Here is an 18,721-nt window from a genome sequence, read left to right as displayed (position 1 = left end):
GTCATGGCAAATAGAGTAGGGATGTCAGGGAGTATAATTTATTCTAACCCAGAGTTATATTCACAATTATTTATGAAGGGAATTAAACATATAGAAATTGGTGAATTTTCAGAGGAAGAGGATTTCAGTAAGTTCTTAAAGCTTAGTAATGAAAAAGGTTGCACCTTTGGTATTCACTCCCCGCTATTACGAAGTGGAAGCAAATATGATTTAATTGAAAAACTAAGGTATGAACCAAGTGAAGCTTGGGACATGATTGAAGCTGAAGCGGAAAAACTATCAGCCTTAGGAGCAGAATATATTTTAGTTCATTTTCCTTACTTTAAGGAAGATGTGGAAGTTAATACAGATGCGTTAATCGAAGAAGGGTTAAAAAAAATAAAGTGTATTCAGGATAAGTATGAAATTATGCTAGTCTGTGAGCCTAAGTTAGGGCTAAACAAGTCTAGTGCTGGAATTAATTATCTTCAAAGATTTCCTATAGATATATGGAAAAAATATAATATAAAATTATGCATAGATATTGGGGATTATATTATTGCTACCAGTGATAGAGTTTTAGATTACTTAGAAAAATGGAAAGAGTTTATAGTAGAGGCTCACTTACATAATATTTACTATGAAGAACAGGATTATATTTGGACACCAGTACATCCGTCACAAGAGAATGATGAAAAAAGTCATAAGGTTGAAGAAATAATCAAATTTTTAGCACAATGCAAAGATGTGACCTTTATTTTTGAGCATACTCCAGAAACTAATCCTAGCAGGGAATACGTTGAGGAAGGCATAGGATGGGTAGGTAAAATTATCAGTAATGATTTTTATGATTTAGGGGGAAGTTGTAATGGGATTTAATGATTTTTACAGATTTAGTGTGCATGCTGTAATTACAAATAGTGAAGGGAAAGTTCTGCTGCTAAAGCAAACTTATAGTGATAAGCGATGGGGGCTTCCAGGAGGTGGCGTTGAGCCAGGGGAGACAATACACCAAGCAATTATACGTGAATGTAAGGAAGAATTAGGAATAGATATAATAGTAAAAGCTTTTACTGGATTATATTATCATAAAAGCTTTAATTCCCAAGTAGGAATTTTTAACTGTGAACTACCAAAAGAAGCTGCTATAAAATTAAGTAGTGAGCATTCAGAATACAAATGGGAAGACACAGCTGAGCTTAGTGAAGTTCAAAGACTGAGAGTTGAAGATTCCATAAATTTCAAAGGGAATGTTGTTAGCAGAGTTTTTTAAAATATATAAAAGGCTAGATAAACTAAGATATAGATTAGTAGTGACTCTTAGCTTATTTTGCCTTCTTTATGATTTTGTGAGAATGTAGATAGTTCACAGTATAGAAGCTAACAGTAAAAGCTATATAAAGGGTTATCTATGAAAGGGTTTATGAATATGAGATTAGATAAAATTAAAAAAGAAGTTACTATGTTTTTGATGATTACTTTTGTAATTACATTTCTCATGGGAGTAGTTATGTTTTTTGCACTAAAGACTAATATTGGGATAAAAGCTGACACTTTCGGATTACTACAAATGTTGTATCCAGCTTTAGCAGCTATAATGGTACGGATTCGCTATGAAAAAGATAATATACCTAAGGAGTTAATGAGATTTTTCAAAATTTATATTGGTATATTTGGTTTGTTTATGGGGGTTTTTGCATTTGGAGTTTTTGTTTTTCCTACTAAGGTATCAAGCATACTAGGCGGATTAACTGTTGTAGCTAGTTTAACCACCTTTATTATGATTTGTAGTGGAGATCCTGATGCATATGAGAAAGTAAATATGGTTTTTACAAAGAATTTTAATAAAGTGACTTTATTAGGCTTGTTATTTATTGGCCTTAAAATAATAGTTGTTATATCTGGTGTAATTATTTATGGTGGATTAGGGGAAACCATAAGTGAACTTGTTCCTAAAATTATATTAAACATAGTTAGTATTCCTTTTGGAATTGCCATATCTTACATAACATTTTTTGGTGAAGAATTAGGTTGGCGGGAATATTTACAAATAAGGCTTCAAATTCTCTTTGGAAAGAAGAGTGGGGTTATTATACTAGGCTTTATTTGGGGAATATGGCATTTACCTCTTTGTTTTAGGTTATATAGTCCAGAGACTCCTATACTCTGTGTGATAGGTCATGTGTTTTATTGCATATTACTGGGAATATTCCTGGGGTATGCATATATGAAAACAGAAAATCTTTGGTCAGTAATAATTATACACTTAATTAACAACATTTTGGCAGCTAATGCTGGCAATGGTGGTGATACCCAGGTTATTTTACCATTGGACTTAATGGTAGGATTAGCAGCAAGTGCTATTGTATTTTTACCTTTCATTTTTACTAAAGTATATAGAGGGAAAGTTCATGAAAATAAAATGGGAAATTCAATAAGTATTAACGAATAATATTACTTATAATAAAACTAGATTAATTAATGGGGAGAATTAATATGGAAATCATACAAATGGTTGCTAATATATGTGCATTTGTCATAGTATTTCAGCTAACCACAATCATTCATGAGTTAGGACATGCTGTGCCTGCAAGAATTTTTAGTAAGGATAAAGTTACAATTTACCTTGGGGTAGGTAATAGTAAAAGAAACTTTAAAATTGGAGGGCTTCAAGTGGTATTTAGAGGTTTTCATCCATTTACAGGATTTGCTCTTTGGAATGGAGATAAACTAACAAGGATAGGAAAATTTCTATCAACTTTAGGTGGACCATTGATATCTTTAATGGTAGGCATGGGTTCACTTTTAATAGCAGGAAAGATGTCAAATACAATTTATAATAATCTATTTACCCTTATAGCTTATTATAATTTATTTCAGTTTATTGTTACTGTAATTCCAATTAAATATCCAAGCTGGTGGGGTGCATATGGTGGAGTTACAAGTGATGGGTATAAGGCTCTAGCAATTTTGAAAGAAAAAGCTGAACCAACTAATTAAGATAGTAGGTGATAAAATGATTACTAATATATATTTAGTTCGCCATGCTCATTCAGCTTACACGCCAGATGAGTTAAATAGACCACTGTCTAGCAAAGGGTTTGAAGCGGCTGAAAAAGTAGCAGCTTTACTATTAGAGGAAAACATTAATCTTATTATAGCTAGTCCGTACAAAAGAGCAATACAGACTGTAGAGGGGTTAACCAAAACTTTAAACTTAGATATTCAAATAGAGGAAGCCTTTAGAGAACGAAAGTTATCAGAAAATCCCGTAGAGGATTTTGAAAACTCTATAATAAGAGTTTGGCAGGATTTTACCTTCATTTTTGAAGGTGGAGAGTCTGGTTTAGAAGCCCAATCAAGAGGAGCTAAAGCTATTTTAAGGATTTTAAGAAAATATAGTGGAAAGAATATTGCAATTGGGACCCATGGAAATATAATGGTTTTGATAATGAACTATTTTAATAGCAGCTATGATTACGATTTTTGGACTACGCTTAAAATGCCTGACATATATAAACTAAGCTTTGATGGAGAAAAATTAATCAAAGTTCAAAGAATCTGGAAAGAAGATTAATCATATTAAAGGAGAGATAAAATGATAGTTTGGATAAATGGAGCTTTTGGCTCAGGAAAAACTCAAACTGCATTTGAGCTTCACAGAAGAATTCCTAATTCTTATGTGTATGATCCAGAAAATGTGGGTTTCTTTATTAGAAAGAATATTCCAAGTGGACTAGAGAAAGATGATTTTCAAGACTTTGAAATGTGGAGAGAGTTTAATTTTTCTATGCTGAAATATATTAATGATAACTACAAAGGAACAATAATTGTGCCGATGACTGTGGTAAATCAAAAGTATTTTAAAGATATTGTTGAGAAATTAAGAGTAGATAATATTGAAGTAAAGCATTTTGTTTTATGGGCTTCAAAAGAAACCTTACTTAAAAGATTAAAAAGTAGGGCAGAGGGGAAAGACTCTTGGGCTGCGAAGCAAATAGACAGGTGTATAGAAGGCCTTTCAAAAGACTTATTTAAGGAGCACATTCATACGGATAACTTATCTATTGAGGAAGTAGTTGAGAAAATAGCCTCTTTAGCAAATTTAGAATTGCTTCCTGATAATAGAGGTAAAATTGCAAAAGCATGGCACCGAATCATAGTAAAATTGAAACATATAAGAGGTTAGATGCTGGAATGACAGAACAAACTAATAGGATTAAATACCCCTGTAGAATGTGTAAAATTAATACATCCTACAGGGGCGCTTAAATTATATACAGAATGTAATAAAGATACTGTATAAATATAGCTAGTTGTACTTTGAATTCTGGTTAATATAAGTTGCTTATAATTACCTTATAATGCAGAAACAATATTTAAATCTATATATCAAGTAATACAGAAGTAAAATATGATTAAACTGTTTTAGAGCAATTACTTGTACCAAAATTATTATGAACTATATCTTTTCTTTTATAGACACTTAGGATTAACCCAATAATAATCATGTTCATAATCATTTGGGAACCACCAAAGCTTATAAAAGGAAGACCTAATCCCAAAATAGGTGTAAACCCTAAATTCATAGCAATATTAAGAATAAATTCAGTTGCTATTAGAGAAATAAGTCCTGAAAGTAATAGTCTTCCATAAGAATTTTTTGTGACTTTTGCCACCTTTATCATTTTTAAAACTAGAGTAATTATCACTAAAATCAAAGCAAAAGCTGCAATCCATCCAAAGGTGTAAATAATATAAGTAAAAATGAAATTAGTATGAAGCTCAGGAATGGTTTTGGGTTGAATATTTTGGCTATTCCCTAAAATTCCGGATAAAGATAAAAGGTTTTTTAGTTGTATATATTGCCAGCCAGCTCCATTTGGATCTCTACTAGGATCTAAAAATATAGAAAAACTATTAACGCCATAGGGTTCTGATGAAATTAATATCCAAAAGCATATAAGGTGTATTCCAATGTAAGAAACAACTTCATGTATTTTAGCTCTTGAAATAATCATTAAAGTTGTGCATCCTAGAATATAAACGTAAACACGGGCAGATTTAGTGAATAGTATAAGTAGTTCAGGCACAAGGATAATTCCTAAGGCTAATAAAAACTTATAGGGATTTTTCCAGTTCCAATCCTTAAACATACCTGATAGTGAAATTAACAATAAAACTGAGCAAATAGGCACAAAATCAATAGTTAAAAACCCTAAACTAAAGTATGGTCGACCATTTACAAATACTCCAGCAAAGAGTTGAAGGATTAGAGCAAGGATTGAAATCACATAAATGAGTTTTGAGTAAGGCAAAAGTTTTCTATAATCAAAGAAATATAAGCCTATAGCAAAAGCTATACCAAGGGCATAAAATATAATATTTTTTTGAAGGATTCTTGTATAGCTACCTTGCAAAATAGAACCATTGGATTGGATAAAATACATGGTTATAAATCCAAATACAGAAATAGCAATTAAAGGAGTTATTACACCCCAACTAACCTTTGCTTTATGAGTTTTATCTAACTGTTTTCCAGTAATCTTCGGATCACCCATATGACATATAGCTTTTTCAATTGCAACATCTTCAGATAAACCACCATGTATATATTCTTCTATCAAAGTTTCAATATGGTCTTTTAGTTCAAGACTAATATCATAATGCACATCCTTATTTTTTATAAGGCTACATACACTAGAGATATATTCTTGTATTTTATTATTTTCTCTAGACATAAGAAATATCCTCCCATAAGATTTCATCTACTGCTTTACGAAATATGGACCACTCTTCTTTTTTGCTCTCCATGTGAAGCTTACCTTTTTCAGTGAGTTTGTAGTATTTTCTTTTACGTCCTTCTTCGCTTTCGTTCCAAGAAGACTCAATCATTCCATCTCCTTCTAAGCTATGGAGTATAGGATAAAGAGTGCCTTCCTTAAAGCTAAAAATGCCATTAGATTTTAATTCAATTACTTTAATAATCTCGTAGCCATACATAGGTCGACTATTTAATAAGCTTAAAACCAAAGTTGTAGTACTACCTTTAAGTAATTCTTTATTGACTTTCATACACATCCTCCTTTATACCTAGTTATACTATGCCTAGTTAATCTATGTATAATTTTAAGCCGATTTTTTCCATATGTCAATGCAATAATTAAATAAGTCATTATATTTGTTTATTTTCTGTTGCAAGGCCTTATATGGGTCCTTAGAAAGTACTACTACCTAAGGAAGCTGTTTCCTTGTTTAGCTGGAAAATATCTGTCACGTCTTCGAATTGTTATTTATTTTCAAATGGTTAATTAATAGATTCGTAATATAGATTTTAAGATATATAAAGAATTGCATTTAATAGCATTAAAAGAAACTACTAGTAAATGGATAAGCCAAAGTGAGTTTTAGAGTATATTAAAATCACTATTAAAGGATTTTATGGTATATTGTTACAGTAACTTTATGGTAAAATATAAAAGTAATAAAATTAAAATAAAAAAGTAGGTGAGTAAAGTGAGATTATTTCATGTAAGTGAGGAAAGTAATATTAAAATATTCCAGCCAAGAATACCCTATAGAGATGATTTAGATAAGAGAAAAGGGCTTGTATGGGCAATTAATGAAAGGTGTTTACCAAATTTTTTAACCCCTAGGGATTGTCCAAGAGTTGCCTATCAGTTAGGTTCTTTATCAACTAGTGAGGATAAGGACAAGTACTTTTCCTCAAAGTCTTGTAATCATGTTATAGCAATAGAATATAAATGGTTTGAAGTTATGAAGAATACAACCTTGTATTTGTATGAATTTAACCCTTCAAAGTTTTACCTTCAAGATGAAATTGCAGGATATTACGTAAGTGAGGAAGTAGAAACTCCAATTAATCAGGTTATTATAAAGGATATTTTTGCAGAGCTATTTAAGAGAAATGTAGAGCTAAGAATAGTAGATAATTTATGGCATTTAAGCAGTGAAATTCAAAAGTCTTCTTTAAATTGGTCAATGTGTAGAATGAAAAATGCTACTCCACCATAGTAGTGTAAATGGAGCAGCATTATAGAAAGTTACATATAATTAGCTAGTTATAGAGCTTTATAATAATGTTTTATTTATATATGGATTTCATAATTTTACACCATGGTAAAATGCCTAGAGGGCATTAGAATTATGAATTTTACTTAACAAATTTCTTTGCATCATCATAGTTAACCTTAAAATAACCTTCAGGTAACTCCCCTCTTAAACTAGTATAAAGTTCATCATTAAAATATATAGCAACTTTATCTACTCCTAAGTTATAGCCATAGGTGGAGAGCAATGTGGCAAGCATACCACTTTCAGTAGCATTTCCTAAAGTCATATGGTTAACGTAAGAGTCTGAAAATACTACTGTGAGAAGTTTTTTATCTTTATCTACTTTTGCAGATTTAATTTGAACTTTATTTGTTAGGGTTAAAAAGTCCTTACTATAATTTTGATTCTGTAGTTCTTTTGTTAGAGCTTTAATTATGGCATTATCTTCTACTGGAATAGTAGTATCTACATAATACATTGCAAGTTCCTTTGTATTGAAGAAATACAATCTGCAATTAGTATCTTTTATTGAAGGTTTATTTTCATTAGGGGATACACTACCTGGCTTTTGCTCATTTGGTTTTTCAACTGCAGGTTTTTCTTGTTCAGTACTGCCGGGTTTGGCAGAGTTTGAATTATTATTAGTTGAGTTATTAGTATTCTGGTTATTAGAACCTTGAGTGTTATCATTTTTGTTATTAAGATTTATATTGTTGTTATTTTCATTTTTCACCTGTGTATTGCTTTTGCAGCCATTTAAAAGAAAAGTGAAAAGTAATAGCACCGTGAGGATAATAAAATATTTTTTCAACTATAACCTCTCCTAATTTTTAATATTTATATATTTATTATATTACAATGGGAGCATAGGTTGACCAAGTTTTATAAAGTAATTAAGGAAGGTATCATGAAATACAAGGTTATTGGGGAAATATTTGAAGAGGAGGAGTTTAATTATGATTTTTAACTATGAATTAGGACTTGAAAAAGAACATATGGAAAGCAGGAAGGTTAATTATAGACAAGCAGTTAGAGCAATCATTTTCAAAGATAACAAAATTTTGATGGTACATACCAATAAAGGTGATTATAAGTTTCCAGGAGGAGGAGTAAATAAGGAAGAAGCCTTTGAGGAAGCTTTAATGAGAGAAGTTTGTGAAGAGACAGGATATACAGTTAGTAATGTACTGGGGAAAATGGGAGTAATGGTTGAGAGAAAAATTGATGACTTTGATGAAGCTTCAATGTTTGAAATGACTTCTCATTATTATTTATGTGAGGTGTCTAACATTAAGACAGCTCAAACCTTAGATGATTACGAGGCAGATTTAGATTTTCAGCCTATATGGCTGTTTATTGATGAAGCAATAAAAATAAATGAAGAAATCCTTAAAAAGGATTTTAATGACAGAAACCCTTGGGTGGATAGAGATACTTTAGCCCTAAAAGAACTAAGAAAAATAAAGGGTTAGAAAGATGAGGATAGGGTATGAGAAAAATAAGTCAATTAACCAATGAAATTAAACAAGGTATATTAGATTATCTATACAAAGATGAAATGTATAATTCAATATTAATTGAACTCATCGAAAATAACTCTGAAAACTTAGGAGAGCTATTTATAAGTGAAGATAGTAAAGAAATAATAGGTATTCTTCATATAAAAAATGATGGAAATTCTGATTTCACAAGTTTTCATTATAGTACAGAACAAGGCTTAAAAGCCATTGCAGAGGAAATTAAAGGTCTAAACTATAAAAAAATACTACTTGCAGGGACATTAGAAAAAGTCTCAGCTTTACTTTACCTGCTAGGAGATAAAAGACAGCCAGAAGAGAATATATTCTACAAATTAAATGTTGGAAAATGCAAAGGAATTTCTAAAAATTATAGAACTAAAATTAGACTGGCAGCATTAAACAAACAGGATATAGAAAAGGTTAAAAAGTTTACAGCAGCTTTTTTAGAGGCGGAAACAGAAGAGGAAGTAAGAAGTATTACTGATGATAAAAAAATACTTCCAAAAATGAAGTCAGGTGTTTATCTTCTAGAATATGAAGGTAAAGCCATAGGAATGGCAAGATTTATAGGTAAAACAAAGAATTATGCAGAAATCACAAGTGTTTATATAGATGAAAGCTACAGAAATAGGGGCTTTGGCAAGGAATTGATTGGGCGTATGATTGAAATTGCTATTAAAGAAAATAAGATACCAGTATTAGAAACATGGCAGACAAATATGGCAGCTAGAAACACTTATGAAGCTATGGGGTTTGAAGAAAAAGGGAAATATGCCTTTGAGTTTCTTACTTAGGCGGAAGTCTTAGCAAAAAAATATAGTTTACAATGTAGGGAGATGTTATATAATATTGTTTAAAAAAGAAAGCCAATAAGATATATTTTAAAGGCATCAGGGGGATACCAATGAAAAATAATATAATAAGATTACACAATTACCTTAAAGGATTAACACCAGTTAAATTTATTATTACTATACTCATTATGGAAGTTTTATTTAATTTACTCATGGGGCCAATATATATTATATATATTAAAAGTATTGGTGCAGTAGGTGGGCCACTTGAAAATAGTACACTGGATTTTGGCATGTTTTTAACCGGAGTAACTATAGTTCCCTTAATTGAAACCCTTATATTTCAATTAGGGACTATAAGAGTTCTTCAGATTTTTTTCAAAGTAAAGAATAAAAAAGTTCTAATGCTAATATCTGCGGTTGCTTTTATACTTGAACATAGATATAGTCCAATATATATGTTATTTATGATTTTCCCCGGAATAATTTATGCATATACTTTTATTATTTATGATGATAAGAAGTATCATCCATATCTAATTGTAGCAACAATACATGCTTTAAGTAATCTAATTACATTATCATTTAACTTAATTTAAGTTTTAACTCAGGTAAGAATTAAAGAAATTGAATGGAGGGAAAAGATGATTAATTTTAAAACTGAAAAAGGGATTTTTAATTTTAGAACTGCAGGAATTTTATTTCATGATAATAAAGTACTCATTCATCGTAGAATAAATGACGATTTTTATGCATTACCTGGGGGAAGAGTAGAAATCCTTGAAGATACTGAAACTACTATTATAAGGGAGATGGAAGAAGAGTTAGGACTTCAGGTTGAAATTGAAGGATTACTATGGGTATGTCAAAGCTTTTTTGGAAGCGATGATAGCAAATACCATGAAGTTTGTTTTTATTATCTAATTAATTGTGAAGATAAGGAATCAATTACTAAAGAAGATGTATTTTTAGTATCAGAAAATGATAAAACCTTTGAGTTTAAATGGGTTAAAATAGATGAAATAAAAAAAGAACCTTTTTATCCTACCTTTATAAAAAATAGACTAGGAAATCTGCCTACTACTATTGAGAGCATTATAGACTTTGAAGAGTAAAGGCATGATAATGAAATAAAACTGATATTGATATAACTTGAAGAGTATCAAAATTACTATTTTATAAAGATACAATAAAAAGCTATCTCATAATGCATGGACAAGCATTGTGAGATAGCTTTTTAAATTTTAAGAACCAAAGTCTCAACTTAACTTATACATTATATTTACATTGATTCTCTTAAGAAGTTTAAGAATGGATAAATTAAATTATCACTGGAAAAATACATGGATGTCATATAATTAACGCTCATCATATGCAAAGCAAATGGCAGAATTATCTGGATATTTACCTTTTGTTGTTCCAAAGTAAATAAGTTTCTCAATTTCTAACATATTTTTAATTTTTTCTAAGCTGAGTTCCATATTATCATCTCCATATTTTCTTATACTGATAATTGGTTAGCTATTGAAATGACTTTAAATTCAAAGCTCTAACTACATTAGTAGGTATATAATTGGTTAAACTAGTAGGGTTATTGCTTATTAATTTGATTTACTACTTCAAGAACTTTTTCTACTATTATTTCTGGACAATATTGATGGATATTATGACCTGTACCATTTACTAAAGTAAACTCTCCTTTAGAGCTATATAATGCTTTGGATTTATTTAATTCTTGCAATAAATTTTCAAAAGTTGTAGCTTCGCTTTCGGTTATTCCAGCATTAATTAAGTTATTTATTTCAAGTTTTCCATCTCTTCCTAAAACTTTTAACGGAATACCTAAGTCCATAGAACCTAAATCCTCAATTTCTTTTCCACTTGCAATCATATTTTCAAGCTCGGAGGCAGTTGCTTTGTACAAATCAGATTTACGAATAAAGTCTTTTATTTTATCCTGTATAGTCGCTGGAAATTTGAGTTGCCAGGGTGCTAATTTAGGATTAACTTCTTCAATGATTTGTTCCTCACTCATACTTCCCATATGCCTCATTCTTTCTAAAGCCTTAACAGTAGGGTAGGTAGATTGAATAGAAGGCAGAGATCTTTTTAGTTCTTCTACTTTATACATTTCTATTGGACTTGAATCAACTAAAACTAAGCCAGAAACATAGGCTGGAAATAACTTAGTGAAATGTAAAGCACACATGCCACCAAAAGAATGACCCACTAATATTATAGGTTCAGTTATATTTTCTTTTTCTAATACTAGCTTTAAATTTTTAGCAATTCTTAAGCTTGTACACTTATTAGTAGTTAAAGCACTGTTTCCATAGCCTTCTCTATGGCACAAAATAACTCTTGCTACTTTGGATATTTCATAAGCAATATTACTCCATTCATAAAAAGAGCAGCCCATTCCAGTTTCCAAGACTACTACGGGACCATTATCGCCTATAGTGCATAGCTCTATACTTGAAGTTTCAATATCTATAATTTTTGTATTCATAACATATTTTTAGGTCAAATATGAAGTATAGTTGACCTAAATACTCACCCCTTCCCCTTATACCTATAGTATATACATGTAATTATATATGAAATATCAGTATTTTAAAAGTTTGGAATATTGTGGGTAATAGGATGACTAAGGTTTAAGTTTATATTTAGGGACTCTAAGTAAAATATGGAAATATTGACTTTAAATTACTAAAATAATAAAATTAGTATGTAAATAAATAACTTCAATTAATATACCATAGCCATGGATATATGCTTCTAATTAATTACTTGAGAGGGGTTTGTAAAGTTAAAGATTTATGAAAATCTTTATATGAAGTATATGATTGAATTTGTTTTTTAGAAAAAAATTTAGGGTATGGAGGGAATGAGATGAAGAAATTAGTTATGAACTTACAAGAGGAGACTATAAGTGAAAATTTAAGAAATTATAATAAAAAAGTAGCACTTAGATTATCATTAATTATACTTTTAGTTAGTGGTATTATGGGATTTTTTGCGTATTTTACTTATAAAAATTCTCCTGAAGATGGTATTGTAATCATAAGGATACTTGGAGTATTTTTTGTGCCGTTTTTACTGTATATCATTTATAGAATAATTAAGGCGTTATCCTATGCTAGTAATTTACATAAGATTAAAGCTTATAAGAATATAGAAGAAAGATTTAATCTTAATAATGAGGCTGATTTTCTAGCTTTTGAATTAAGCGTAAAAAGTGAAGCAACAAATAGTGTTATAAGCAATGGGGGACCTTCTGCTTTTTTATTAACAAACTCTTATATTATAAGTAATGATGCGCCAATGAATACTGAGTTTGATATTTATAACGCTAAAAAATTAGTAATGATAGAATATAACCCTTTGAAAATTTCAGATTATATAGTGAAACATAAATATTGGAAAAAAAGTGGACATAGAATTGTACTTTATTTTGAAGATGAGTTAATAATATTTTTTGCAGTTACTAAGAAAGCAGGATATGAAATTTGTAAGGAATTTGTTAGAGCTTATAAAATTCCCAATATTGTTGATGAGGATTATAGGGATTTTTATAAGAAAGACAGAAATAAATTTATTCAACATTTTAGACAACAGGCTCAGGAACTTTAACAACAAATGATAAATGCGATGTTACAAAATGAATAAAGTTCCTTAGTAATACTATAGCCGTGCATAAACAGCTTAATAGTTTTTGTATCATGCATGGCTTGATAGTTCATAGTGATAAATATTGGCTTTTGGTAGTATTTTATAGTTTTATGCAGAAGTATGACTTATAATACAATTAAAGTATATAATTGGAATTCAAGATTTTAAATCTAAAAAATAGTAGGAGCATAAGAAAATTATATAAATTGGGGGGAGTATTATGACAAAACTTATACTTATAAGGCATGGGGAGCCAGACTACAGTGATGTAACAGAAAGAAATTTTAAAGGACATGGAAGAGACTTAGGACACCTTACACCAGCAGGCATAGAACAAGCAAAGGCTGTGGCTAAAGATGAGAGATTAAAAGGCGCAAGCATTATTGTGTCTTCACCTTATACAAGAGCTTTGCAAACAGCTGCAATTATATCCAAAGAGACTTCACTAGATATAAGCATTGAACTTGATATTCATGAATGGTTGCCAGATTTAACTTATAATTACGTTAATGATGAAGTAGTTCAACAAGCTGCACGAGAATGTACCCTTTGTAAGGGAGAGTATGATGAGAAAGATTCAAAAGGATGGGAAAAGCTTAGCACAGTAGCAGGCAGAGCCTTTAAAGCTTTAGAAAAATATTTAGATTATGACAAGATAATCGTAGTAACTCATGGAGTTGTGATGAGACAATTTAAATTTCAACCTACAATACCATACTGTGGAATTGTGGAAGTAGATTTTCATAAAGACTATAAATGGAGTGGATGGATTGAGAATTAGTGATAAACTAAATGGAAGTTTCTGAGGGGGTGATTGGTTGAAAGAGGTTTATGTTTCTACTATAAAAGATGAGTCAGAGAAAATTCTCAAGCTGGCTAAGGATATGGGGTTAGGGTTTGAAGTCCAGAGTTTTATTCAGCCATACTCTATAGGTGATTATAATAGAAAGCTTGAAACTGTAAGATGTAAGTTAGAAGGTATAGAGCAAGTATCTTTACACGGACCTTTTGTTGATTTATTTACAGGAAGCAGAGATCCAAAAATAGTTGAAGTAGTGAAAAGTAGATTTTTGGATGCTTACTACACTGCTAGGAGTATTAAAGCTAAGCACTTGATATTTCATGCAGGATATGTGCCAAAGGCATTTTTCCCTAAACAGTGGCTAGATACTTCAACAGAATTTTGGAAGGATTATTTAAAAGATATCGGTGATGATATAGAACTACATATTGAGAATGTGTGTGAAGATCAATGGAATCTTATGGCGGAACTAATAAAAGCGGTAGACAATCCTAGGTTTTCTGCTTGTCTTGATATAGGCCACGCTAATGTAAATTCGTCAATAGCAATAGAACAATGGATTAAAGGCTTAAATAAAGAGATTAAATATGTACACTTACATAATAATTATGGTATTTCGGATAATCACTATGGTTTGTGTAATGGAGATATTAATATTTTAAAAACTTTAGAATTGCTTGAAACATATGCACCAGATGCAAAATGGTCATTAGAAACTAAATTAGAAGAAACAGAAGAATCTATATTGTTTTTATCTAAAAATAGGTTTATTTAGATAAATGCTATTATTAACTAGTTGGTAAAGGAATAGGAGAGTTTAAAGTCATGGGAAAAGACAACGTATAAAAATATAGTATGAGGGGGAACGGTCATGGGAAGAGTGTTATCAAAAAGTAAGACAATCATAGAGTTAGAAGATAAAATTAATCAAGGAAATAGGGAAGCTCTTCAGGCGTTTTGGGACAAGCTTAAAGATAAAGGTACTCCAATTATTGAGAATATAGAAGGTGATTCTGAAAATGCTTTGGTAACTTTTGTTTTCAAGGCGGATGAAGAGGTTGAAAATGTAGTATTTATGCCTCCCGTTGGAAGGATGAACTTTCTTGAAAACAAAATGGAAAGACTACTTAAAACAAATTTATGGCATGCCAGTTATAAAATAAAAAATGATATAAGGTTTAGTTACTTTTTTTCTGTTAATGATTCTCTTGATCCTAATTCTACAGAGAGATGGGATAAGCTAGAAAACGACCAATTTAATAAAAACAAACTAGTTTATAAAGGTAAGAATGGGGAATGGGATAAAATAGATTCTTATGCCATAATGCCAAAAGCTGAGGAACATTTTTGGGTAAAGGAAAGAAGCAATACTCTAAAGGGAACCTTACATGAATATGAATTTCAAAGTAAAAACTTTAAAGATGGACGTAGAATTAGAATTTACACACCTCATGATTACAAAAAACAGGATAAACCGTATAAGGTTTTAACTTTAACTGATGGAGATGAATATATCAATATTCTATCAACAGTACAAGTACTAGATAATTTAATTAGTGATGAAAAAATACCTCCAATAGTTGCAATATTTATAGACTCAACTGAAACTAGAGGAGAGGAATTACGTTGTAATGATATTTTTGGAGATGTGGTAGTAAAAGAATTAATTCCTTGGGTTAGAGAAAGGTATAATATTTCAAATAAGGCAGAAGATGCTATTATTGGAGGATTTAGTTTAGGTGGTTTAACTGCTACATATTTAGGGCTAAAACATTCAGAGGTTTTTGGTAATGTACTTTCACAGTCAGGCTCGTATTGGTACAAGGCAGAAGGTTATGAAGGGACAGAAATGGATTGCTGGCTAAGTACTGAATTTAAATCAATTGACAAACTACCGCTGAAGTTTTATTTGAATGTAGGTGTTCTTGAACACGAAGAACGTATGATTGGTACAAATATAAAGTTAAGAGATGCATTAATCTCAAAAGGATACACAGTTAATTTTGAATATTTTAATAGTGGACATGATTGTTTATCCTGGGGAGAAACCTTGGCAAATGGACTAATTTCATTAATTGGATAGATAAAGTAAGGAGTGATACTTATGAAAGTATTAGTTATGGGAGGAACTGAATTTGTAAGCAGTTCTTTAGCAAAACATCTCATATCTAAAGGGTATACTGTGGATATTTTCACAAGAGGGATTAAGGAAATTAAATATGAAGGTATTAGAAAACACCTAAAAGGTGATAGAAAATTAATTGAAGACTTAGAAAGAAATCTTTCAGATGAAAGTTATGACTATGTCTTTGATATTTCAGCCTATGTGAAGGATGATGTAAAAAAGTTAATTAAAGCTTTAAATAGAGATAACTTAAAAAGATATGTGTTTTGCAGCTCAGGAGCAGTATATATACCCTCTGAGAAAACGATTAGTGAAGACTTTACTCGAGGAGAAAATTATAATTGGAGTAGTTATGGATACGATAAAAAGGAAGCTGAGGATTACCTATTTGAGATGTGGGAAATAGAAAAGTTTCCTATAACCATATTTAGACCTACTTATATATATGGAGAAGAAAATAATTTGTATAGAGAGGCTTACTTATTTGATAGAATAAGTGAGGGTTTGGCTGTACCAATACCAAGTGGAAATAAGAAAACTCAATTTATTCACATCAGTGATTTAGTTAAGGTATTTGAAAGTGCTATAAAAATAGAAAAATCTATAGGACAAGCATATAATGTAACTCACACTGACATTATAACTTGGAATACTCTAGTAAACATTGTTATGGGAGTAGTAAACAAGAAAGTTAATACTGTAGAAGTTGATGAGGAAAAAGAAAATATAAATACAAGAGAGTATTTTCCCTTTAGAAATGTTACCTATGTACTAGATACTAAAAAGGCAGAAGAACATGGATTATACATGCCAAAACTTACCCTGCCTGAAGGCATGGAGCTAGCTTATAATTACTATTACAAAAACAAGCCTAAATTAAAAGATATTAGAATGAACAAGATTGAAGCAGTATTAAACTCAATGAAATATATAGACTGAGTTAGTATTTGGTAGAATTTGGTTGACGCTTGCATATAATATATAAAAATAAAAAGTGAGGATTAAGTTATGTTATACAGTGTTGGATTAATTATTTTACTTGTTGGCGCAGTATTTAAGCTTTTTCCACCAAAGAAAATTAATCATATATATGGTCATAGAACCTATCTGGCCATGAAAAATCAAGATACTTGGGAGGTTGCACAAGGAATTTCAGCTACTACATTAATAATAGTAGGAATTATTTATATAATAATTGGCCTTATGGCTAAATATGTTTTTACAAGTATAACAGAAGGAACTCAAGGTATAATTTTTATACTAGGGTTTTTAGCAATGATTTTATATGATGAAATGTACTTAAGAAAAATATTTGATAAACAAGGAAAAAGAAAATAAATTAGTATTTGAAGAAATAGGAGAATTTAATATAGTTTTTATATATTTCATAAATCCGTATCTATAGTTACCGAATTTTACCTAGGTATGTTCTATAATTAAGTTAACATAATCATAAATTAAATTTTAAAAAGTAATTTATTTTTATATTAGCTTATAAAGGAAGTTAGTCTAAGAATATTTTACTAATTTAAATGGAAAATATAAATAAAGAGTATTTAGGTAAAAGGAGAGGTAACTATGAATGGAATTAATTTAATGGTTGAAGAGCATAAATATATTAAAAGAATGCTGGTAGTTTTAAGAAAAGCAAGCTATGGAATTTTAAAAGGTGCAGAAGTTGATTATGAGGATTTTGAAAAGATGATTGACTTTGTAAGAAGCTATGCAGATAATCACCATCATGGAAAAGAGGAGAAAATTCTTTTTAATAGAATGGTAACTGAAATCGGAGGTCCCGCTGAGAAATTAGTTAACCTAGGAATGCTTGTAGAACATGACTTAGGAAGACTTCATATGAAAGAATTAGAAGAAGCATTAGGAAGAGTAAAATCAGGGGATGACGAAAGTAAGGTTGATGTAATTGCAAATGCAGTTTCTTACACTCACTTATTAACAAGGCATATAGATAAGGAAGATAGTACTGTGTATACTTTTGCTAATAGAAAGCTAAGCGGAGATACCTTAAACACTATCGACATGGAATGTGAAGCTTTTGAAAAGGAAATGGAAGAGAAGAATATTCAGCAAAAATATATAAATATATTAGAAGAACTAGAAAAAAAATATGTATTATAATTTTAAAAGAATCTGATTCTTGAAGTAATAAATATAAGAGCAGCTTAGTAAAAATAAGTTCATTCACTATTAAGTGGGTGAACTTATTTTTATGGCTAGTTGTAAGAAAATAACTTATAATATAATTAGAGGAAGTAGATGAATTAAATAGATTTTATAATCACCAGCAGTATATTAAAAGCATATATAAGTATTAATAAAGGGAAAGGGGTCTAATATGGGGAGATTAAAATTAAAAACAATAGGAACAATGCTTTTGCTGACAGTATTTCTAATAGGGTGTTCTGGGGGAAGTTACAGAACCGTCATGTCCTCAGAAAATAGTACAAATAATGGAACTGAAATGACCTATTCGAGTTTCAAAGGAAGTAAGTTCACTTCATTAAAACTTAAACAGGGAGATATACTAGATCTAGATGTTCAGGTAGTTACAAGGGAGGGGAATCTAACAATATCTTTCATTGACGAAAGTAATAAGGAACTGGTTAAGATTGAAAATCCTAAAGAACCAGTGAAAAAAAATATAAAAGTTGATAAGGATGGAACCTATAAAATAAAAGTTGAAGGGAACCATAAGGGGAGCTATAAAATTAATTGGAATGTAAAAGCAGATGATTAA

At 30.3% G+C, this 18,721-nt stretch carries 24 protein-coding genes; 19 read left to right on the top strand and 5 right to left on the bottom strand.

What is annotated here, in order from left to right; all coding sequences use genetic code 11:
- Positions 1–3 precede the first annotated feature (3 nt).
- The 6 genes from J2Z44_RS09245 (at position 4) to J2Z44_RS09220 (ending at position 4,168) form a co-directional block, all read left to right on the top strand.
- Positions 4–858: a TIM barrel protein gene (locus tag J2Z44_RS09245; RefSeq protein WP_209649512.1), complete on the top strand. Its 855-nt coding sequence runs from the start codon at positions 4–6 to the stop codon at positions 856–858.
- Entirely contained in the window at positions 848–1,252 is a 405-nt protein-coding gene (locus tag J2Z44_RS09240) for an NUDIX hydrolase (protein WP_021283883.1), read from the top strand. The genes J2Z44_RS09245 and J2Z44_RS09240 overlap by 11 nt, the downstream gene beginning before the upstream one ends.
- 138 nt (positions 1,253–1,390) lie before the next feature.
- A complete protein-coding gene (locus J2Z44_RS09235; protein ID WP_021283884.1) occupies positions 1,391–2,431 on the top strand; it encodes a CPBP family intramembrane glutamic endopeptidase in 1,041 nt (346 codons plus the stop codon).
- A gap of 44 nt (positions 2,432–2,475) precedes the next feature.
- On the top strand, positions 2,476–2,979 hold the full coding sequence (locus J2Z44_RS09230) for a zinc metalloprotease (RefSeq protein WP_021283885.1): 504 nt from the start codon (positions 2,476–2,478) through the stop codon (positions 2,977–2,979).
- A gap of 16 nt (positions 2,980–2,995) precedes the next feature.
- Positions 2,996–3,556, top strand: coding sequence for a histidine phosphatase family protein (locus J2Z44_RS09225; RefSeq protein WP_021283886.1), 561 nt, complete (start codon positions 2,996–2,998; stop codon positions 3,554–3,556).
- Positions 3,557–3,577: 21 nt separating this feature from the next.
- The gene (locus J2Z44_RS09220) at positions 3,578–4,168 is read left to right on the top strand and encodes an AAA family ATPase (protein ID WP_021283887.1); all 591 of its coding nucleotides are present in this window, start codon (positions 3,578–3,580) and stop codon (positions 4,166–4,168) included.
- Positions 4,169–4,397: 229 nt separating this feature from the next.
- On the opposite strand, the gene J2Z44_RS09215 is transcribed toward J2Z44_RS09220, so the two are convergent.
- Positions 4,398–5,720: an FtsW/RodA/SpoVE family cell cycle protein gene (locus J2Z44_RS09215; protein WP_021283888.1), complete on the bottom strand. Its 1,323-nt coding sequence runs from the start codon at positions 5,718–5,720 to the stop codon at positions 4,398–4,400.
- Positions 5,713–6,054: a PadR family transcriptional regulator gene (locus J2Z44_RS09210; RefSeq protein WP_021283889.1), complete on the bottom strand. Its 342-nt coding sequence runs from the start codon at positions 6,052–6,054 to the stop codon at positions 5,713–5,715. Before J2Z44_RS09210 ends, J2Z44_RS09215 begins: the two co-directional genes overlap by 8 nt.
- 441 nt (positions 6,055–6,495) lie before the next feature.
- Here J2Z44_RS09210 and J2Z44_RS09205 point away from each other — a divergent pair, with 441 nt between their 5' ends.
- Positions 6,496–7,014, top strand: a complete 519-nt coding sequence (locus J2Z44_RS09205) for a DUF6886 family protein (protein WP_209649511.1) — start codon at positions 6,496–6,498, stop codon at positions 7,012–7,014.
- 139 nt (positions 7,015–7,153) lie between these two features.
- Here the strand turns inward: J2Z44_RS09205 and J2Z44_RS09200 are convergent, their stop codons facing one another.
- A complete protein-coding gene (locus tag J2Z44_RS09200) occupies positions 7,154–7,864 on the bottom strand; it encodes a GerMN domain-containing protein (protein WP_021283892.1) in 711 nt (236 codons plus the stop codon).
- Between the two features lie 145 nt (positions 7,865–8,009).
- On the opposite strand from J2Z44_RS09200, the gene J2Z44_RS09195 reads away from it, so the two are divergent.
- From J2Z44_RS09195 to J2Z44_RS09180, 4 genes are all read left to right on the top strand, one after another.
- Entirely contained in the window at positions 8,010–8,525 is a 516-nt protein-coding gene (locus J2Z44_RS09195) for an NUDIX hydrolase (RefSeq protein WP_021283894.1), read from the top strand.
- Between the two features lie 17 nt (positions 8,526–8,542).
- Positions 8,543–9,367: a GNAT family N-acetyltransferase gene (locus J2Z44_RS09190; RefSeq protein WP_021283895.1), complete on the top strand. Its 825-nt coding sequence runs from the start codon at positions 8,543–8,545 to the stop codon at positions 9,365–9,367.
- 110 nt (positions 9,368–9,477) lie between these two features.
- A complete protein-coding gene (locus J2Z44_RS09185; RefSeq protein WP_021283896.1) occupies positions 9,478–9,966 on the top strand; it encodes a CPBP family glutamic-type intramembrane protease in 489 nt (162 codons plus the stop codon).
- Positions 9,967–10,011: 45 nt separating this feature from the next.
- Complete coding sequence (locus J2Z44_RS09180; RefSeq protein WP_021283897.1) at positions 10,012–10,482, top strand: NUDIX hydrolase; 471 nt, start codon at positions 10,012–10,014, stop codon at positions 10,480–10,482.
- Between the two features lie 243 nt (positions 10,483–10,725).
- On the opposite strand, the gene J2Z44_RS21815 is transcribed toward J2Z44_RS09180, so the two are convergent.
- Both J2Z44_RS21815 and J2Z44_RS09175 read right to left on the bottom strand, forming a co-directional pair.
- Positions 10,726–10,848, bottom strand: coding sequence for a hypothetical protein (locus tag J2Z44_RS21815; protein WP_021283898.1), 123 nt, complete (start codon positions 10,846–10,848; stop codon positions 10,726–10,728).
- Positions 10,849–10,958: 110 nt separating this feature from the next.
- Positions 10,959–11,876 (bottom strand): alpha/beta fold hydrolase, encoded by a 918-nt coding sequence (locus tag J2Z44_RS09175; RefSeq protein WP_021283899.1) that lies wholly within the window; start codon positions 11,874–11,876, stop codon positions 10,959–10,961.
- A gap of 383 nt (positions 11,877–12,259) precedes the next feature.
- Between J2Z44_RS09175 and J2Z44_RS09170 the strand changes: the two genes are divergently transcribed.
- The 8 genes from J2Z44_RS09170 (at position 12,260) to J2Z44_RS09135 (ending at position 18,721) form a co-directional block, all read left to right on the top strand.
- Complete coding sequence (locus tag J2Z44_RS09170; protein WP_021283900.1) at positions 12,260–13,000, top strand: hypothetical protein; 741 nt, start codon at positions 12,260–12,262, stop codon at positions 12,998–13,000.
- A gap of 259 nt (positions 13,001–13,259) precedes the next feature.
- The gene (locus J2Z44_RS09165; RefSeq protein WP_209649510.1) at positions 13,260–13,820 is read left to right on the top strand and encodes a histidine phosphatase family protein; all 561 of its coding nucleotides are present in this window, start codon (positions 13,260–13,262) and stop codon (positions 13,818–13,820) included.
- 37 nt (positions 13,821–13,857) lie between these two features.
- Positions 13,858–14,616: a sugar phosphate isomerase/epimerase family protein gene (locus tag J2Z44_RS09160; RefSeq protein ID WP_021283903.1), complete on the top strand. Its 759-nt coding sequence runs from the start codon at positions 13,858–13,860 to the stop codon at positions 14,614–14,616.
- 96 nt (positions 14,617–14,712) lie between these two features.
- Complete coding sequence (locus tag J2Z44_RS09155; protein WP_021283904.1) at positions 14,713–15,924, top strand: alpha/beta hydrolase-fold protein; 1,212 nt, start codon at positions 14,713–14,715, stop codon at positions 15,922–15,924.
- 21 nt (positions 15,925–15,945) lie between these two features.
- The gene (locus tag J2Z44_RS09150; RefSeq protein ID WP_021283905.1) at positions 15,946–16,905 is read left to right on the top strand and encodes an SDR family oxidoreductase; all 960 of its coding nucleotides are present in this window, start codon (positions 15,946–15,948) and stop codon (positions 16,903–16,905) included.
- A gap of 69 nt (positions 16,906–16,974) precedes the next feature.
- A complete protein-coding gene (locus J2Z44_RS09145) occupies positions 16,975–17,304 on the top strand; it encodes an SdpI family protein (protein WP_021283906.1) in 330 nt (109 codons plus the stop codon).
- A 240-nt stretch (positions 17,305–17,544) separates the two neighbouring features.
- Positions 17,545–18,102 carry a hemerythrin domain-containing protein gene (locus J2Z44_RS09140; protein WP_021283907.1) on the top strand — a complete coding sequence of 186 codons (558 nt, stop codon included), beginning with the start codon at positions 17,545–17,547 and terminating at the stop codon, positions 18,100–18,102.
- 217 nt (positions 18,103–18,319) lie between these two features.
- On the top strand, positions 18,320–18,721 hold the full coding sequence (locus tag J2Z44_RS09135) for a hypothetical protein (protein ID WP_021283908.1): 402 nt from the start codon (positions 18,320–18,322) through the stop codon (positions 18,719–18,721).

Source organism: Clostridium punense, assembly GCF_017874425.1.
Taxonomy (GTDB): Bacteria; Bacillota; Clostridia; order Clostridiales; family Clostridiaceae; genus Clostridium_J; species Clostridium_J punense.
This window is presented reverse-complemented; position numbering and strand designations above follow the sequence as displayed.

Bases quoted from the DNA above. Each gene is read 5' to 3' on its own strand.
- J2Z44_RS09245 (WP_209649512.1), top strand. From the start codon at position 4: ATGGCAAATAGAGTAGGGATGTCAGGGAGTATAATTTATTCTAACCCA.
- J2Z44_RS09240 (WP_021283883.1), top strand. From the start codon at position 848: ATGGGATTTAATGATTTTTACAGATTTAGTGTGCATGCTGTAATTACA.
- J2Z44_RS09235 (WP_021283884.1), top strand. From the start codon at position 1,391: ATGAAAGGGTTTATGAATATGAGATTAGATAAAATTAAAAAAGAAGTT.
- J2Z44_RS09230 (WP_021283885.1), top strand. From the start codon at position 2,476: ATGGAAATCATACAAATGGTTGCTAATATATGTGCATTTGTCATAGTA.
- J2Z44_RS09225 (WP_021283886.1), top strand. From the start codon at position 2,996: ATGATTACTAATATATATTTAGTTCGCCATGCTCATTCAGCTTACACG.
- J2Z44_RS09220 (WP_021283887.1), top strand. From the start codon at position 3,578: ATGATAGTTTGGATAAATGGAGCTTTTGGCTCAGGAAAAACTCAAACT.
- J2Z44_RS09215 (WP_021283888.1), bottom strand. From the start codon at position 5,720: ATGTCTAGAGAAAATAATAAAATACAAGAATATATCTCTAGTGTATGT.
- J2Z44_RS09210 (WP_021283889.1), bottom strand. From the start codon at position 6,054: ATGAAAGTCAATAAAGAATTACTTAAAGGTAGTACTACAACTTTGGTT.
- J2Z44_RS09195 (WP_021283894.1), top strand. From the start codon at position 8,010: ATGATTTTTAACTATGAATTAGGACTTGAAAAAGAACATATGGAAAGC.
- J2Z44_RS09190 (WP_021283895.1), top strand. From the start codon at position 8,543: ATGAGAAAAATAAGTCAATTAACCAATGAAATTAAACAAGGTATATTA.
- J2Z44_RS09185 (WP_021283896.1), top strand. From the start codon at position 9,478: ATGAAAAATAATATAATAAGATTACACAATTACCTTAAAGGATTAACA.
- J2Z44_RS09180 (WP_021283897.1), top strand. From the start codon at position 10,012: ATGATTAATTTTAAAACTGAAAAAGGGATTTTTAATTTTAGAACTGCA.
- J2Z44_RS21815 (WP_021283898.1), bottom strand. From the start codon at position 10,848: ATGGAACTCAGCTTAGAAAAAATTAAAAATATGTTAGAAATTGAGAAA.
- J2Z44_RS09175 (WP_021283899.1), bottom strand. From the start codon at position 11,876: ATGAATACAAAAATTATAGATATTGAAACTTCAAGTATAGAGCTATGC.
- J2Z44_RS09170 (WP_021283900.1), top strand. From the start codon at position 12,260: ATGAAGAAATTAGTTATGAACTTACAAGAGGAGACTATAAGTGAAAAT.
- J2Z44_RS09165 (WP_209649510.1), top strand. From the start codon at position 13,260: ATGACAAAACTTATACTTATAAGGCATGGGGAGCCAGACTACAGTGAT.
- J2Z44_RS09155 (WP_021283904.1), top strand. From the start codon at position 14,713: ATGGGAAGAGTGTTATCAAAAAGTAAGACAATCATAGAGTTAGAAGAT.
- J2Z44_RS09150 (WP_021283905.1), top strand. From the start codon at position 15,946: ATGAAAGTATTAGTTATGGGAGGAACTGAATTTGTAAGCAGTTCTTTA.
- J2Z44_RS09145 (WP_021283906.1), top strand. From the start codon at position 16,975: ATGTTATACAGTGTTGGATTAATTATTTTACTTGTTGGCGCAGTATTT.
- J2Z44_RS09140 (WP_021283907.1), top strand. From the start codon at position 17,545: ATGAATGGAATTAATTTAATGGTTGAAGAGCATAAATATATTAAAAGA.
- J2Z44_RS09135 (WP_021283908.1), top strand. From the start codon at position 18,320: ATGGGGAGATTAAAATTAAAAACAATAGGAACAATGCTTTTGCTGACA.